The 16,565-nt window shown below is 42.0% G+C and carries 13 protein-coding genes; 7 read left to right on the forward strand and 6 right to left on the reverse strand.

The window, feature by feature from the left end; all coding sequences use genetic code 11:
- The 4 genes from F1E73_RS01940 to F1E73_RS01955 all read right to left on the reverse strand — a co-directional run.
- Window positions 1–878: SufB/SufD family protein (locus F1E73_RS01940; RefSeq protein ID WP_191088974.1), on the reverse strand; the 878-nt coding region annotated here is incomplete at its 3' end.
- A 473-nt stretch (window positions 879–1,351) separates the two neighbouring features.
- Window positions 1,352–2,104, reverse strand: coding sequence for a Fe-S cluster assembly ATPase SufC (sufC, locus tag F1E73_RS01945; protein WP_150450970.1), 753 nt, complete (start codon window positions 2,102–2,104; stop codon window positions 1,352–1,354).
- A 72-nt stretch (window positions 2,105–2,176) separates the two neighbouring features.
- Window positions 2,177–3,622 (reverse strand): Fe-S cluster assembly protein SufB, encoded by a 1,446-nt coding sequence (gene sufB, locus F1E73_RS01950; protein ID WP_086476209.1) that lies wholly within the window; start codon window positions 3,620–3,622, stop codon window positions 2,177–2,179.
- Window positions 3,623–3,787: 165 nt separating this feature from the next.
- Window positions 3,788–4,117 carry a HesB/IscA family protein gene (locus F1E73_RS01955; protein WP_086476210.1) on the reverse strand — a complete coding sequence of 110 codons (330 nt, stop codon included), beginning with the start codon at window positions 4,115–4,117 and terminating at the stop codon, window positions 3,788–3,790.
- A gap of 486 nt (window positions 4,118–4,603) precedes the next feature.
- On the opposite strand from F1E73_RS01955, the gene F1E73_RS01960 reads away from it, so the two are divergent.
- Entirely contained in the window at window positions 4,604–6,061 is a 1,458-nt protein-coding gene (locus F1E73_RS01960) for a Gfo/Idh/MocA family protein (protein WP_150450971.1), read from the forward strand.
- A 226-nt stretch (window positions 6,062–6,287) separates the two neighbouring features.
- A complete protein-coding gene (thiL, locus tag F1E73_RS01965; RefSeq protein WP_150450972.1) occupies window positions 6,288–7,331 on the forward strand; it encodes a thiamine-phosphate kinase in 1,044 nt (347 codons plus the stop codon).
- 142 nt (window positions 7,332–7,473) lie between these two features.
- Here the strand turns inward: thiL and F1E73_RS01970 are convergent, their stop codons facing one another.
- A complete protein-coding gene (locus F1E73_RS01970) occupies window positions 7,474–7,725 on the reverse strand; it encodes a hypothetical protein (RefSeq protein ID WP_150450973.1) in 252 nt (83 codons plus the stop codon).
- A 261-nt stretch (window positions 7,726–7,986) separates the two neighbouring features.
- On the opposite strand from F1E73_RS01970, the gene brnQ reads away from it, so the two are divergent.
- Window positions 7,987–9,279 carry a branched-chain amino acid transport system II carrier protein gene (brnQ, locus tag F1E73_RS01975; RefSeq protein ID WP_150450974.1) on the forward strand — a complete coding sequence of 431 codons (1,293 nt, stop codon included), beginning with the start codon at window positions 7,987–7,989 and terminating at the stop codon, window positions 9,277–9,279.
- Window positions 9,280–9,344: 65 nt separating this feature from the next.
- On the opposite strand, the gene F1E73_RS01980 is transcribed toward brnQ, so the two are convergent.
- The gene (locus tag F1E73_RS01980) at window positions 9,345–10,643 is read right to left on the reverse strand and encodes an aminopeptidase P family protein (RefSeq protein ID WP_150450975.1); all 1,299 of its coding nucleotides are present in this window, start codon (window positions 10,641–10,643) and stop codon (window positions 9,345–9,347) included.
- A 294-nt stretch (window positions 10,644–10,937) separates the two neighbouring features.
- On the opposite strand from F1E73_RS01980, the gene F1E73_RS01985 reads away from it, so the two are divergent.
- The 4 genes from F1E73_RS01985 to F1E73_RS02000 all read left to right on the forward strand — a co-directional run bounded on the left by F1E73_RS01985 (window position 10,938) and on the right by F1E73_RS02000 (window position 16,494).
- Window positions 10,938–12,677 (forward strand): M28 family peptidase, encoded by a 1,740-nt coding sequence (locus F1E73_RS01985; protein ID WP_150450976.1) that lies wholly within the window; start codon window positions 10,938–10,940, stop codon window positions 12,675–12,677.
- Window positions 12,678–12,971: 294 nt separating this feature from the next.
- On the forward strand, window positions 12,972–13,646 hold the full coding sequence (locus F1E73_RS01990; protein WP_086476216.1) for a succinate dehydrogenase cytochrome b subunit: 675 nt from the start codon (window positions 12,972–12,974) through the stop codon (window positions 13,644–13,646).
- Window positions 13,647–13,663: 17 nt separating this feature from the next.
- Window positions 13,664–15,679 (forward strand): fumarate reductase/succinate dehydrogenase flavoprotein subunit, encoded by a 2,016-nt coding sequence (locus tag F1E73_RS01995; protein ID WP_150450977.1) that lies wholly within the window; start codon window positions 13,664–13,666, stop codon window positions 15,677–15,679.
- A gap of 68 nt (window positions 15,680–15,747) precedes the next feature.
- Window positions 15,748–16,494 carry a succinate dehydrogenase/fumarate reductase iron-sulfur subunit gene (locus F1E73_RS02000; RefSeq protein ID WP_086476218.1) on the forward strand — a complete coding sequence of 249 codons (747 nt, stop codon included), beginning with the start codon at window positions 15,748–15,750 and terminating at the stop codon, window positions 16,492–16,494.
- Window positions 16,495–16,565: the final 71 nt, after the last annotated feature.

The following is a 16,565-nucleotide window of genomic DNA, read 5'->3' on the forward strand; positions in this document are numbered from 1 at the left end:
TGTTGTTTCCCTTCAATAATGGTTACCCCTCTTAAGGTAGAGTTTAGTCGCTCCCCGTTCTGATAGTAGTTTAGGTTGTTCCTAGTAAGTTTACCACCGAAGGAGAAGGTGTGTACGTCTACTACACTTCCATCTTTCTGATCTATATAGGTATTGTCTATCAAGGAAGCCGATAATCCATCATTTTGTACCTTATAGTAGTCCACGATCGCATTTTTCCCTGCGAATATTTCCGTTACCGCGTTGGTAAAGACCTCATTAGAGGTAAGGCTTTGATGGCGCTCTATAACCTGAAGCTCAGAATTTTCTTCAGCGATAATCAGGTTACGTGGTTGTGACATCAAGGCGGCCTCCGTACCCGTAGAGAAATGTATAATTTCTATGGGTTTTTTGGGTGTCTTGTGCTTGGGGATATAAATATAGGCTCCCTCTCTGCTAAAGGCAGTGTTTAGAGCTGTTAATGAATCCTCCTTGTTGGCAATCTTGTTGAAGTATACGTCTATTACCGGCTTGTACATAGGTTTGGTAAGCGCAGAACTCATTAGGCAAACATCTACCCCGTCATGGGTGGTTTCCGATAAATAAGAACTGTAGACACCATCGACAAATACAATTTTATAAGTATCTATCTCATGCATAAAATACCGCTTAACATCCTTATAGTCTAGGTTACTCTCGGTTTTGGGAAATATGCTGAAATCTACTTTTTGTAGTCTATTTAAGGAAGTGTATTTCCACTCCTCCTCTTTTCGGGAGGGAAATCCTTTTTCCTCAAACTTCTTTATTGCTTCGGTACGTATATCATGTACGGAATGCTCTACGTCTACATTATTCTCAAACGCTAAAAAAGAGGAGACTAATTTTTCTTTTAAATCCATTTTCTTAAGTTGTAATGTCTAAATGTTAAAGGTTATAGATCTCTTATTTGTGTTGAGATGTTCGATAACTACTTAACAGTTTAGAAATATTTTCTTTTATTCCTTTAATATGATAGTTTCCATGTTATCCTAATGTCCCAGTTCTTATGTTGGCTACAGCTCGGATTTTCTTACTCCAGGTTTTCCTATAAGCTGTATGGGTAGTGAATAACCCATTATCAATTTTCCTTCAAATCTTATTGCTGATTGGGAGCTTATGGAATTGGCAGCTCTTTTGGGTAGCCAAATTAAATCGCCATCCTGCTCTAGGACGCCCTTGCGGACGGGGCTTAAAACTTGCTCGAAGAAATCCCTTTTTACTTTCTGGGAATTTATTGCTTCAAACATTTTGCTTCTTACCATGCCCTACTTATGAGAGGTAGTACGATTTTATAGACTTTTTGCATTAAGATCTGGAACCGCAGACGGTGGTATTAGATCACCGTCTCTGGCTTTAGCCAATCATATCCTTTTTCCTCTAACTCCAATGCCAGTTCCTTGGTGCCGGACTTCACGATCTTACCATTGTAAAGTACGTGTACAAAATCTGGAACTATGTATTCTAACAAGCGCTGGTAGTGGGTAATCAATATTACAGCATTGTCCTTACTCTTAAGAGTATTTACCCCATTGGCAACAACTCTTAGCGCGTCAATATCCAGACCAGAGTCTGTTTCGTCCAAGATGGCCAATTTTGGATCTAACATAGCCATTTGGAATATTTCGTTTCGTTTCTTTTCCCCTCCAGAAAAGCCTTCGTTCAATGAACGTGATAAGAATTTTCTATCGATCCCCAACAACTCGGATTTCTCACGTAGTAATTGCAACATTTCCTTTGCCCTCATTTCCTCCAAGCCCTGTGCTTTTCTAGATTCGTTGATAGCGGTTTTAACAAAGTTGGTAACCGATACCCCAGGAATTTCTACAGGATATTGGAAGGAAAGGAATACCCCCTTATGGGCTCTTTCCTCAGGAGATAGCTCTTCCAAACTCTCATTATCCATGGTAATCTCACCTTGGGTAACTTCAAACTCTTCTTTTCCTGCAATAACAGAGGCCAAAGTACTTTTTCCAGAACCGTTTGGTCCCATTATGGCATGTACTTCCCCAGCATTCACGGTTAAATTGATTCCGTTTAATATTTCTTTGCCCTCTATGTTGGCGTGTAAGTTTGTGATTTTTAGCATTTTAAACTATTTTTCTCGTTATAGTGTTTTTTTAATCCAGATTTTTATTTCCCTTTCTACGGGGTTGATGGTTTATCCTACAGAGCCCTCTAAGCTTATTTCCAATAATTTTTGGGCTTCCGCGGCAAATTCCATCGGTAATTTGTTCAATACCTCCTTACTAAACCCATTTACGATTAGGGCAATGGCTTTTTCAGTATCAATTCCCCTTTGGTTACAATAGAAAATCTGATCCTCCCCAATTTTACTCGTCGTTGCCTCGTGTTCTATCATTGCGGATTTATTCTTGGCTTCAATATATGGGAAGGCATGGGCGCCACAATCATTCCCCATCAATAAGGAATCACACTGGGAAAAGTTTCTAGCGTTTTCGGCCCTACTACCCACCTGTACCAATCCTCGGTAACTATTTTGAGAGTGCCCTGCGGAGATCCCCTTAGAGATAATGGTACTCTTGGTGTTTTTCCCTAAATGGATCATCTTTGTACCGGTATCAGCCTGTTGGTGATTGTTGGTAACGGCAACGGAATAAAATTCCCCAATAGAATTGTCTCCCTTAAGGATACAAGAAGGATACTTCCATGTAACGGCAGATCCGGTTTCTACTTGCGTCCAAGAAATTTTCGCGTTCTTTTCACAAATACCCCTCTTGGTTACAAAGTTAAAGACACCGCCTTTTCCTTCTTTGGTTCCTGGGAACCAGTTTTGAACAGTGGAGTATTTTATCTCAGCACCATCCAAGGCGATAAGTTCTACAACGGCCGCATGCAATTGGTTTTCGTCACGGGAGGGGGCAGTACAACCTTCCAAATAGCTTACATAACTATCCTCGTCTGCAACTACCAAAGTTCTCTCGAACTGTCCGGTACCAGCTTGGTTAATTCTAAAGTAGGTAGATAGTTCCATGGGGCAGCGAACTCCTTTTGGGATGTAGCAAAAAGATCCGTCCGAGAATACGGCCGAGTTCAAGGCTGCATAAAAATTGTCCGTTTGTGGAACCACGGTACCGATGTATTTCTTGACCAATTCCGGATGGTTCTTAATAGCATCGGAAATAGAACAGAAAATAATTCCTTTTTCTGCCAAGGTCTCCTTGAAGGTAGTAGCTACAGAAACAGAGTCCATCACAATATCCACGGCTACCCCTGCCAACTTCTTTTGTTCCTCCAATGAAATCCCCAAACGGTTAAAAGTGTCCAGAAGCTCTGGATCCACCTCGTCCAAACTATCGTATTTTGGTTTTACATTGGGTGCAGAGTAATAGGAGATATCCTGGAAGTCTGGCTTCTCATACTTTACGTTTGGCCACTCGGGCTCTACCATCTCTTTCCAAATCTTAAATGCCTTTAGCCTCCATAGGGTCATCCACTCTGGTTCCTCTTTCTTTTTGGAGATAGCAATAACGACCTCCTCGTTCAATCCCTTTGGAAAGGTATCCGATTCAATATCTGTATAGAAACCATACTCATACTCCTTGGTTTCTAATTCTTTTTTTAATTCTTCTTCTGTGTATGCCATTTCATATAAGTTAACGAGTTAGAAAGAGGGTAGGTTGTAACTTAACCGTTACTCTTATTAACAAATTTTATAATCTAACAAATGCTCTTGGTGATGATTGATTATTTTTCGCTGGTAAAGACATTTCCAAGCTTGGATGCATTTGCTTTGTTTCCCTTTGATGCTTTACAGGGAAAAACTTTCCCCACATCCGCAAGTCCTTTGCGCATTGGGGTTTTTAAAGACAAATCCTTTACCGTTAAGTCCGCCAGAATATTCCAGGACCGTGCCTACGAGGTATAAAAAGCTTTTTTTATTCACTACGATACGCACGGAATTATCCTCAAACATTTTGTCGTCCTCTCCAATCGTTTTGTCAAAATTCAGCTCATAGGACAATCCGCTGCATCCGCCGCTTTTAACTCCTACCCTCACATAGTCGGTGCTTGCATCAAAGCCTCCTTCGCGCATCAGGGCCGTTACCCTTTCTCTTGCTGTTTCAGATACTTTAATCATTGTTAATTGGATTTAATCTAAATTAGATTGCAAAGATACTACATAAGAAGGGTTTTACCATACTTTACAACATTAATCTAGCCAATAGGGGTATTAGATTTCTCTATGGGAAGGATAAGCGTATGGCAAGCGGTTTGAAAGTCCCAGCTGGACTGATTTAACCAAAGTTTTTCCAATTTTATTCGCTGCTAATTTATGGGGAATTGCCCTGTATAATTATGTGATTGATAAATAGCCTAGGGAGTTGGTGGGATAATGATAAGAAAGGAGGTTGTTTTTTTATATTGTAGGAATGTAGTAAGTTGTGCTCCGATTTAACCTTAAAGGAAATTAGGGGATAGGAGGTGGTGTCAATTTTGGATGGGGTCTATGAATTGCCGCAACCAATGGATTGGTGAAAAAATAGTTCCTTGATCCGTATATCGTTTAAAAAAAAACCTTTAAATTCAACAGCATTTTTAAAAAACCAAAAAATTAACTAAAGTTATGTCCAACAAAAAAACCACGTTTAGCAGTAAATCCCGGAGGGATTTTATAAAGGGGACCGGGCTGGCAACTGCCGGGTTTATGATCGTTCCAAGGCATGTTTTGGGCGGCCCTGGGTTTGTTGCCCCAAGTGATAAATTAAACATTGCCGGCATTGGAGTTGGTGGAAAGGGAAGGAGTGATCTTACTTCTTTTGCTGAAAGCCCAAATGTTAATATTGTGGGGCTTTGTGATGTGGACGATAGGCAATCAGTAGATTCCAGAAAGAACTTCCCAAAGGCCAAGTATTATGCAGATTTTAGGGAGATGCTGGAGAAGGAAGGAAATACCATTGATGCTGTTTCCGTATCTACACCAGATCACAATCACGCAGTTCAGGCCTATATGGCCATGCAGATGGGGAAGCACGTGTATGTTCAAAAACCGTTGACCCATGATATTTGGGAAGCAAGAATGCTTACCGAAGCGGCTAAAAAATACAAGGTGGTTACCCAGATGGGGAACCAAGGAGGCTCCGGGGATGGAGTCCGAAAAATGAAGGAGATTTACGATACCGGGATCATTGGAGAAGTGCATACCGTTAAATGTTGGACCAATAGGGCTATATGGCCCCAAGCCTTGCAAACACCTACTAAAAAAGACCGGATTCCCAAGGGGCTTAATTGGGATCTGTGGTTGGGCACTGCAGAAATGCGCGATTACAACGATGCGTACCTTCCGTTTGATTGGAGGGGCTGGTCAGATTTTGGAACGGGTGCCCTAGGGGATATGGCTTGCCATATTATGGACCCAGTTTATAGAATTCTCCCCATTCTATACCCAGACCAAGTAGAGTGTAGTGTGTCCGATTCCTTTAAAGGGAAGTTTGAAACTGCCGATTACCCAAAAAGCTTCCCCAACTCCAGTAAAATACACCTAAGCTACCCTAGAACCGATGGTAAAGGGAAAGTAAAGGTTACCTGGATGGATGGCGGATTGCTTCCAGAGCGTCCAGAGGAAATGGGCGATGACGAGCCAATGGGTAACTGGGATGGTGGTGTGCTATTTATAGGCACCAAAGGAAAGTTAATGGCAGATTGTTATGGAGCTAATCCTAGATTGCTTCCCTTAAGCTTAAACGAACAGTTTGAAGTGGAAGAAACCATAGCCAGGGTGCCTGAAGGACACTACTTGCAGTGGGTAAATGCTTGTATGGCCGGCTACGAAAATGCGGAAACCAGTTCTTCTTTCGATTATGCTGGTCCTTTTACCGAAAGTATCCTTATTGGGAACTTGGCGCTTAAGGCCTATTTTGAGGTAGATCCTAATGCAGAAAACAAAGGGTTCTGGAGCGGTGGTTCTCAGTATTATGGTAGAAAGCGACTTCTGTGGGATGCAGAAAATATGAAGGTGAGCAATTTTGATGCCGCCAATAAATACGTGAAACGAAATTATAGGGAAGGCTACTCCTTGGGTTAGGAACTCCCGTAATTAGAATATATAAACGTCAGTCTTTCTTGAAAAGGCTGGCGTTTTATTTTGTAAGCGACCTTGCTACCGACTTGCAGTACAAAATACCTGTTAAATTGCGGCAGGTAGTCTTAGGGGAGTAATGAATAAAATAGTATTTCTAAAATATAGGCGCCTCCTCTCAATATTTAGCGCAAAAGGGGCAATAAATAAATTTCCTCCTTACTTTTGCAGCATGTTAGAAGATAAGAATCAAGAAAAGACAAGTCTAGAGGAGCTGGGAGAATTTGGATTAATCCAGCACCTTACTCAAAACTTTGAAATACAACAAAGTTCTACCGTAAAAGGAATCGGGGATGATGCCGCTGTGCTCCATTTTAGCGATAAAAAGGTGGTGGTTTCTACGGATATGCTGGTAGAAGGAGTGCATTTTGATCTCAGTTATATGCCCTTGAAGCACCTGGGCTATAAGTCGGTAATGGTGAACTTATCGGATATATACGCCATGAATGCCGTAGCAACTCAAATTACGGTGTCTATTGCGGTTTCCAATAGGTTCCCCCTGGAAGCTTTGGAGGAGTTTTATGCTGGCGTGGCCTTGGCAGCAAAAATTTATAAAGTAGATTTAATTGGCGGAGACACTACTTCTTCTACCAAAGGGATGATCATTAGTGTAACGGCCATTGGGGAAGCAAACGAGGCCGATATTACCTATAGAAGTGGGGCTAAGCCCAATGATTTGTTGGTGGTTTCTGGTGATTTGGGCGGAGCGTATTGTGGTCTGCAGGTGTTAGAAAGGGAAAAAGAAGTGTTTAAGGTGAATCCCAACAACCAACCCGATCTTTCTCCCTATACCTATATCATAGAGCGACAGTTAAAGCCTGAGTCCAGAAAGGATGTAAAAGGCTTGTTGGCAAAATTGGAAATTCAACCTACTGCCATGATTGATATTAGTGATGGGCTCTCCTCAGAGATATTGCATATTTGTAAGGCAAGTGAGGTGGGGTGTAATCTGTATGAAGATAAAATTCCACTGGATCCAACCGTTATTTCGGCCTGTGAAGAGTTTAAAATTGACAGTACGTTGGTAGCCCTGAGTGGAGGAGAGGATTATGAGCTGTTGTTTACCATAGATCAAAAAGATTTCCCTAAGATAAAGGGGAATCCCCATTTTTCGGTAATTGGACATATGACAGATCACAAGGAAGGAGCTCATTTAATTTCCCGTGCCAATACTAAGATTCCAATAACCGCCCAGGGGTGGAACTCCTTTACCTAAACAAAAAATTCCCGAAAACTGATGGCTGGTTTATTGTTGCTGTCTAGGGGGGGGGACAGTTTAAACAAATCTTAGGCCTTCTATCTTCAGGAATGTTAGTCGTTATCAGTCTACTCCGCCGATGGTGGGTAGCCTTTAGTGGCTATGCAACCTGTTGGTCTGCCCCATGTCTTTTTTGGTAAATGTACTGCAAGGTATTATTGATATCCTGTTGTTTAGGGGTCAGTTCGGAGAGATTGCCATTGGCATCCGTAGTGACTTCCTTATTACAGTGAACGCATTGGTACTCCTTAATGTGGGAGGTAATAATCTTGGTCACTGCATAATGATGTCCAAAAATAGCGCAGAAAAAGGTGCTAAGTCTGTTGGCGTAGTGGTTGATGTTGTTTTTCATAATGTTGGGGGTTAGTTGGGGATGATACGGGTTTGGATCCGTAGCTGTATATTAAACGTATTGGTTGGTGGTTAAAGCAATACTTTTCATGCTTAACAACACTCTAACGGGTTAATTTAAAAATTATTGAGTGTGTCTTATATCTTTTTTTGATTTTACCTGCAAAATACACATGTTTTCGATGAACGGTTGTTTATTGAAGCTGAAGTTAAGTTTTATACTAATTGGTTTTTATCCTATCTTTCGCCGAAATTTGCCAGTATGCTTAAGAATAAAGAGACGCTGATTACTACTTTTGCTATGTTTTCCCTATTTTTTGGGGCGGGCAACCTAATCTTACCCCCTTTTTTGGGTTTCAAATCTGGGGAATTATGGTGGTTGGTGGCCTGGGGCTTTGCCATTTCGGCAGTCTTGGTGCCCATCTTTGGAATCCTGGCTCATGCGAAATTGCAAGGGACTATATTCGATTTTGGAAAGAAGGTGTCTCCAGCCTTTAGTATGGTCTATTCCTTTGCAATTTATGCTATAGCTGTTGGCCTTCCCTCCCCGCGTACCGCATCAGTAACCCATGAAATTGCCATACAGCCATTCTTTAATGTTTCGTCCCTAACTACAAGTATCCTTTATTTTTCTCTGGTATTTGTGTTTGTAATGAATCGTTCCAAAATTTTGGATATTCTTGGTAAACTACTTACTCCTGCTATCATATTTATATTGTTGGCCATCATAGGAATCACTATAATGGACCTCGATTTTGCATTTGAGAAATCGTCTATTGTGAATCCGTTGAGCCTCGGTATTTTGGAAGGATACCAGACGTTCGATGCTATTGCGGCATTGGTGGTTGGAGGTGTTATCATTGTTTCTATTAACCTAAGGTCCAAGGCGCCCTACGAGGCCAAAAAAAGATTAATTAAAAGATCGGGCTGGTTGGCCGGACTCGCGCTGTTCTTGATTTATGCGGGGCTGATACTTACCGGAGCATTGCAACAAGATCATTTTATGGAGGGTGTCAGTAGAACCGAACTACTTACCGGAATAAGTAGTTTAACGCTAGGGAATACGGCTAATATTTTCTTAAGCATCTTGGTAAGTTTGGCGTGTTTTACTACCGCAGTGGGAATTGTAACTGGGGCGGCCGATTTTATTAAGGCAAAATTCTCGCGATGGTATTACGGATATCTAGCCACGGCAATCATTGGCTGTTTGCTAGGAATCTTAATAGGGCAGTTTAATGTGGGATATATTATAACTATTGCCTTGCCAGCACTAATGTTTATCTATCCTATTACCATTGTGTTGATCCTGTTAAATCTAGTCCCGGATAGATGGGCGTCTCCCAGGGTATTTAAAAAAGTTGTGCTGGCGACCTTTGTCTTTAGTATTCCCGACTTTTTGGGAACCTTAAGCTTTGTGGATATAAATACCGATATTTTTGGGTGGATTCCCTTTAGTGATTATCAATTAGGATGGGTGCTGCCTGCGTTGGTGGCATTTATAATTGCGAATGTCCTTGATAAGGCCACTAGTTCCAAGAGCGGAATTGGAGCGTAAAAGTGTTTAAAATAAAAAAGAGCCAGTTCGCTGGCTCTTTTAGAATTGCTATGCTGTGAATTTTCTTATCCCTTAGTGTTCATCAGTTCTTCAATCTCCTCTATTTCAATCGGAATATTGGCCATTAGATTAAATGGGGCACCATTTTCCTGGATTACCACGTCGTCTTCCAATCTAACTCCCATACCTTCTTCTGGGATGTAGATGCCTGGCTCAACGGTAAATACCATATTTGCTTTCATAGGGGATTTTAACAGGCCATAGTCATGGGTGTTTAACCCTATGTGGTGACTGGTACCGTGCATAAAGTACTTTTTGTAGGCAGGCCAATTCTTGTCCTCATTTTGAACATCGGCCTTGTCTAGCAATCCTAGTCCTAATAATTCCGATGTCATTATATCACCTACTTCCTTGTGGAATTCTGCCCACATGGTTCCTGGCACCAACATGGCAGTAGCTTCATTCTTTACTCTTAGAACCGCTTCGTATACTTCCTTCTGTCTAGGGGTGAATCTTCCATTTACGGGAATGGTACGGGTAAGGTCACTGGAGTAGTTAGCATATTCTGCAGCTACGTCCATTAACAAAAGGTCGCCGTCCTTGCACTGCCTGTTGTTTTCTATGTAATGTAATACATTAGCATTGTTCCCAGAGGCAATAATAGGGGTGTAGGCAAATCCTTTGGATCGGTTTCGGATAAACTCATGTAGTAATTCAGCCTCAATTTCATACTCCCATACGCCTGGCTTTACAAAAGGTAGTAAGCGTCTAAAGCCTTTTTCGGTGATGTTACAGGCCGTTTGTATAATCGCAATCTCCTCTGGCTCCTTAACACCTCGAATTTCCTGTAGGATGGGATTACTCTTTGCCCAATTGTGTGCAGGGTATTCCTTTTTTACCTTTTCTATAAATCGGTCTTCCCTTGTTTGGGTTTCCACCGATTGTCTATAGTGTTCGTTGGTGTTGAAATAAATGGTGTCTGCTTCGGTCATTAGGTCAAAGAATACCTTGTCAAATTCCGTAAGCCAGTAAATGGATTCTATTCCAGATACCTCGGTCGCTTTTTCCTTTGTGAGTTTAGCGCCTTCCCATACCGCAATATGGGCATTGGTTTCTCTTACAAATAATACTTCTCTATGCTTTTTGTCATGGGCATCCGGGAAAAGTAAAAGAATGGTTTCTTCCTGATCTGCACCACTTAAATAAAAAAGGTCCCGATCCTGCTCAAAAGGCATGGTGCTATCCGCACCCATTGGGTATATGTCGTTGGAATTGAATGCTGCAATGCTGTTAGGCTTCATTTGGGCCATGAACTTCTTGCGGTTCTTCACGAATAGTTGTTGTGGTATTTGCTCGTACTTCATCTGATATATTTTTATGGGCATAGGGTCTTGCCAAAATTATTTGGGCGGGAACGTGGCGTTGTCATCATTCCGCACAAAGGGCGGCAACCCCTAATTACTATGCACCAGTTTTTAATTATGTTTGCAAATTTATGAAATAGGATAGGCTTAATGCCAAGAAGGAGCAAATCATTTTAAAAAGAAGGTCTTCCATTCTGCAAAATTTCAAAATATCCTATCTTCGGCAAGGTTTTTACCACCTTGGCCAACTGTACGCATGTGAAGGTGGCTTTCGGTTTATAATAATATGTTGATATGACAAAAAAGTTAGTTTTTTTCTTTTTCCTCGCGATGAATATGGGCTGGTCCCAAGAAAAAAGTTCGGCGGTTACTACCGAGGATTATTTTAAATTGTTGCGAGAGAACATTAACGGAGAGAAGGCATATGAAACCACCGCTTACGTATCCCAATTCTGGCGGGTAGTGGGCAACTCGGGCTTTGATAAAAGTATTTTTAAGCTGGCCTCCGAGTTGGAAGCTGCTGGTTATGTACTGGAGGAAAAAGCAACGGCTTTGGACCGATTTACTTATAGGGTAGAAAAGCGGCCCCTTCAACATCCTACTTGGGAGCCAGTGGATGCGGAGTTAAGTCTTGTGGGGGCTTCTTCTCCCTTGCTTAGTCAGGCTACTAATCGGAACATGGTCTATATAAATTCTGCGGCTACTCCTAAAAATGGAGTTGTTGGGGAGGTGGTCTATATTGCAGATGCGGAGGAATTAAAAAACCAATCGGTACGAGGGAAAATTATATATACGGATACCAGACGCGTATCGGAAATCTATAAACAAGGGGTGTTGGAACAGGGCGCATTGGGAATGTTGAGTTATAACAATCCTAGCTATTTACAGCCAGAAAAAAACAGGACCTCCATCCAATTTCGGAGCCTAGCTTACCATCCTGATAATAAATGGGCTATAGCCTTATCTTATGAGGCTAAGGAGAATTTAGTGTCGGCCATGAAAAACGGACCGGTACGTGCCAGGGTGAAAGTGGATACCAGGTTATATGCTTCGGAAGACCTAACCTTAGTGGCCGATATTAGAGGGGCCGAACTACCGGAAGAACGGCTCGTTTTTAGTGCACACGTGCAGGAGCCTGGAGCAAATGACAATGCATCTGGGGTAGGTGCCCAGTTAGAAATGGCTATCACCACAGCCAAACTCATAGCTTCCGAGACCATAGATGCCTACAGGAGTATCACCTTTTTATGGGGGGATGAGATTATATCTACCAATCGGTATATCGTTGAGGATGAAGCGAGAGCAAAAAATATTAAATGGGGAATTAGCCTAGATATGGTAGGGCAAAACACCGCATTAACAGGGGGTAGTTTCTTAATTGAGAAAATGCCAGATCCCAGTGCTATTTGGACCCGAGGGAAGGACCAGCATTCGGAATGGGGTGGGAGAGTGCTTAGCCTAGAGGATATGAAGCCCCACTATTTAAATGATTTTATTCTGCACAACTTTAAAGATCAGGGCAAGTTTGCTAATTGGGTGGTGAAAACCAATCCCTATGAAGGGGGCAGTGATCATATGCCTTTCTTAAGGGCCAATATACCAGGCTTATTGCTTTGGCATTTTACGGATGAATTTTATCATACGGATAATGATACCATGGACAAGGTGTCTAAGGAAACACTTAGAAATGTTAGTACGGCGGCGCTGGCGAGTGCCCTTACCTTGGTGAATGGGGATAGTTATACGGCTGTTGACCTCATTGAGCTACTGAAAGAGGCCGGTACAGAGCGTTTGGCGACAGAGTTTTTATTGAGTGAAGCCGCTGTAAAGAATGGAGCCTCACCAAAAGATGAGGAGCAAATTATAGAGGCGTGGGCAGATTGGTACCTAAAGGCAATTGAAGCTACCCGAGATATTAGTAACTCAGGAAATACTGCCATAGTGGAAAAGGCAATTCTAATGGCTCAGTCCGTATTGGAAGTGCAGGCAGAAAGTTTTATTTCAGAATTGCATAATAAATACGGAAGGTCTTAATTGGGATGTATAAGTTTTAGGTATTATAGATTTATTTAGGTGAGGTGCTGTAAAGGATTAAGAAAGTGTTGTTTACAATTCCGATTGATGTGCTGTGAAATGCAGCTTGGAATCTGTTTCTTTTAATTTTTTAGGACAATCGGTATTTTTATAGGCTAGCCCTCTTTTTAGGGCTAAGTCTCTCCTAAAATGGAACCTTTTCTTTAAATTGGTTCTAAATATGAGACATTAAGCAAACAAAGTTTGTTAATAACTGCTTTGTAGAGTAGATTTGTATTTAAAACAACTAACGTAATGAGTGGATTTTTTAACTCCTCAATAGGCAGAAAGTACGCTATGGCACTTTCCGCTTTTTTCTTGATGATTTTTATCGTTCAACATTTTGCAATTAACATTCTTTCCGTATTCAATCCGGATGCTTTTAACGAAATCTCCCATTTTATGGGAACTAACCCATTAGTCCAGTTTGGATTGCAGCCAATCTTACTCTTTGGGGTTATTTTTCATTTTGTGATGGGTTTTATCCTGGAAATCAGAAACAGGAACGCCCGATCGGTTAAGTATGTTCGCAACAATGGCGCTGCCAATGCTACTTGGATGAGTAGAAACATGATCTGGAGTGGCGGATTTATTCTGATATTTTTAGTCATTCACTTTATCGATTTCTGGTTTCCGGAAATCAACACCAAATTTATCCAAGGGGATATGTCGGGGTTGCTACCGAATGGCGATTATCGATATTATGAGGAACTAACCCATAAGTTTGTTCCTATTTGGAGGGTAGCACTTTACTGTGTAGGGTTTGTATTTCTTTCCCTTCACTTGTTACACGGATTTAGTTCTGCATTTCAGTCGGTGGGTGCCAATAACAAATACACAAGAGGATTAAAAGGGTTTGGAAAAGCATATGCTATCCTAATTCCATTAGGATTTATTTTCATTGCACTTTTTCACCATTTCAACCATTAATATAATACTACAAACCTATGTCTGTATTGGATTCTAAAGTACCAGAAGGGCCATTAAAGGATAAATGGACAAACTATAAGGATAAGATTAACTTAGTTAATCCCGCCAACAAACGCTCTATAGATATTATTGTGGTTGGGACCGGGTTGGCTGGAGGTTCTGCTGCGGCAACCTTGGCGGAGCTGGGATATAATGTAAAAGCATTTTGCTATCAAGATTCACCGCGTAGGGCACACTCTATTGCTGCCCAAGGAGGGATCAATGCGGCTAAAAATTACCAGGGGGATGGGGATTCTACCTTCCGCCTTTTCTACGATACTGTAAAAGGGGGCGATTATAGGTCCCGAGAAGCGAATGTATATCGTTTAGCAGAAGTATCTGCAAATATTATTGACCAATGTGTTGCCCAAGGGGTGCCGTTTGCGCGTGACTATGGGGGACTGTTGGACAACCGTTCTTTTGGAGGGGTATTGGTTTCCCGTACCTTTTATGCCAAAGGACAAACAGGACAGCAATTGCTGTTAGGTGCCTATTCTGCCATGAACAGGCAGATTGCCCGTGGAAAAATAGAAATGCACAACCGACACGAGATGTTGGATGTGGTAAAAATTGATGGAAAGGCAAGGGGTATTATTGCCCGTAACCTGGTAACCGGAGAAATAGAGCGCCATTCTGCACATGCAGTGGTAATCGCTACCGGAGGATATGGAAACGTGTATTTCCTTTCCACCAATGCCATGGGATCCAATGCTACCGCAGCGTGGAAAATACATAAAAAAGGAGCCTTCTTTGCCAACCCATGCTACACCCAAATTCACCCTACCTGTATTCCTCGTTCTGGCGATTATCAGTCCAAATTGACTCTGATGTCAGAATCGCTTCGTAACGATGGAAGGATCTGGGTTCCCAAAAAGATGGAAGATGTACTGGCTATTAGGGAGGGAAGGAAGAAACCTACTGACCTAAGTGAGGAGGAAAGGGATTATTATTTGGAAAGAAGATATCCAGCCTTCGGAAACTTAGTGCCAAGGGACGTTGCCTCTAGGGCAGCCAAGGAAAGATGTGATGCTGGCTATGGGGTAAATGCTACAGGAGAAGCGGTTTACCTAGATTTCCAATCAGCTATTGAGCGTTATGGAAACGAGCAGGCAAAACTTCATGGATTAACCAATCCTAGCAAAGAAAAAATTACCGAATTGGGAGAGGAAATCGTAAGAGCTAAATACGGGAACCTTTTCCAGATGTACGAAAAAATTGTGGATGAAAATCCATATAAGACCCCAATGATGATTTATCCTGCTACGCACTATACTATGGGTGGTATCTGGGTAGATTATAACCTAATGACTACTGTGGAGGGGCTGTACTGTATTGGGGAGGCTAACTTCTCCGATCACGGTGCTAACCGTTTGGGGGCTTCCGCGCTAATGCAAGGCTTGGCCGATGGGTATTTTATTTTACCTTATACTATTGGAGACTACCTGTCTCACGAAATTAGGACCGGGAAGATACCAACGGATACGCCAGAATTTGATGAAGCTGAAAAAGCAGTGAAAGATCGGATCAATGCATTTATCAACAATAATGGAACCCATTCCGTAGATTATTTCCATAAGAAACTAGGTAAGGTAATGTGGGATAAATGCGGTATGTCTAGGAACGCGACCGATTTAAAGAAGGCTATTTCAGAAATCAAGGAAATCCGTGAGGAGTTCTATAAAAGCGTAAAAGTACCTGGTAGAGCCGATGAAATGAACCCGGAATTGGAGAAAGCGGGTCGTGTGGCCGATTTCTTGGAGCTTGGAGAATTGTTTGCCAAGGACGCACTGATGCGGGAGGAATCCTGTGGCGGGCATTTTAGGGAAGAGTCCGTGGAGCTAGAAGGAGAGCAAAAAGGAGAGGCTAAGCGTAACGACGCCGAATTTGCCTTTGTGGCCGCATGGGAATACAAGGGGGAACCCTCCGATGCCGTTCTACACAAGGAAGAATTGGAGTTTAAGGATATAGAATTGAAACAAAGGAGTTATAAATAAGTAGTGTTGACAGATTAGAGGATAGAAGAAATCTTAATACTCAATACTCAATACTCAATACTTAACATATGAATCTTACATTAAAAATTTGGAGACAAAACGGATCTCAGGACAAGGGTAGAATGGTAGATTACCAAGTGTCTGATATTTCTAAAGACATGTCTTTCTTGGAGATGATGGATGTCTTAAATGAACAGATCATCAATAAGGGAGAAGAACCGGTTGCCTTTGATCACGATTGTAGGGAAGGTATCTGTGGGATGTGTTCCATGCACATTAATGGCGAGGCCCATGGTCCGGATAAAGGCATTACCACCTGCCAATTGCACATGCGTTCCTTTAAGGATGGCGATACCATTACCATAGAGCCGTTTAGAGCCAAAGCTTTTCCGGTGATCAAGGATTTGGTGGTAGATCGTAGTTCCTTTGAAAGAATACAGCAAGCAGGAGGGTATATTTCCGTGAACACTTCCGGAAATACCCAGGATGCGAATGCTATTCCTATTGATAAGCACGCAGCGGACAAGGCGATGGATGCAGCTACCTGTATCGGTTGTGGTGCCTGTGTGGCCAGCTGTAAAAACGCTTCAGCTATGTTGTTTGTAGGAGCCAAAGTATCCCAGTACGCCCTATTGCCACAAGGACAGGTAGAAGCTGTGGACCGAGTGAAGAATATGGTGGCACAAATGGATCTTGAAGGTTTTGGAAACTGCACCAATACGGGCGCTTGTGAGGTAGAATGCCCAAAAGGGATCTCCTTGGAGAATATAGCTCGATTAAATAGAGAGTATTTTAAGGCGAATGTAAAGGGGTAGTCATCCCCTCCTGTAGATAGATCATTAAAACACTGAATCCCAAGCACCAATTACTGGAGCTTGGGATTTTT

Origin of the sequence: Arenibacter lacus, from assembly GCF_008711145.1 — a bacterium.
In the GTDB taxonomy this organism is placed as follows: Bacteria; Bacteroidota; Bacteroidia; order Flavobacteriales; family Flavobacteriaceae; genus Arenibacter; species Arenibacter amylolyticus.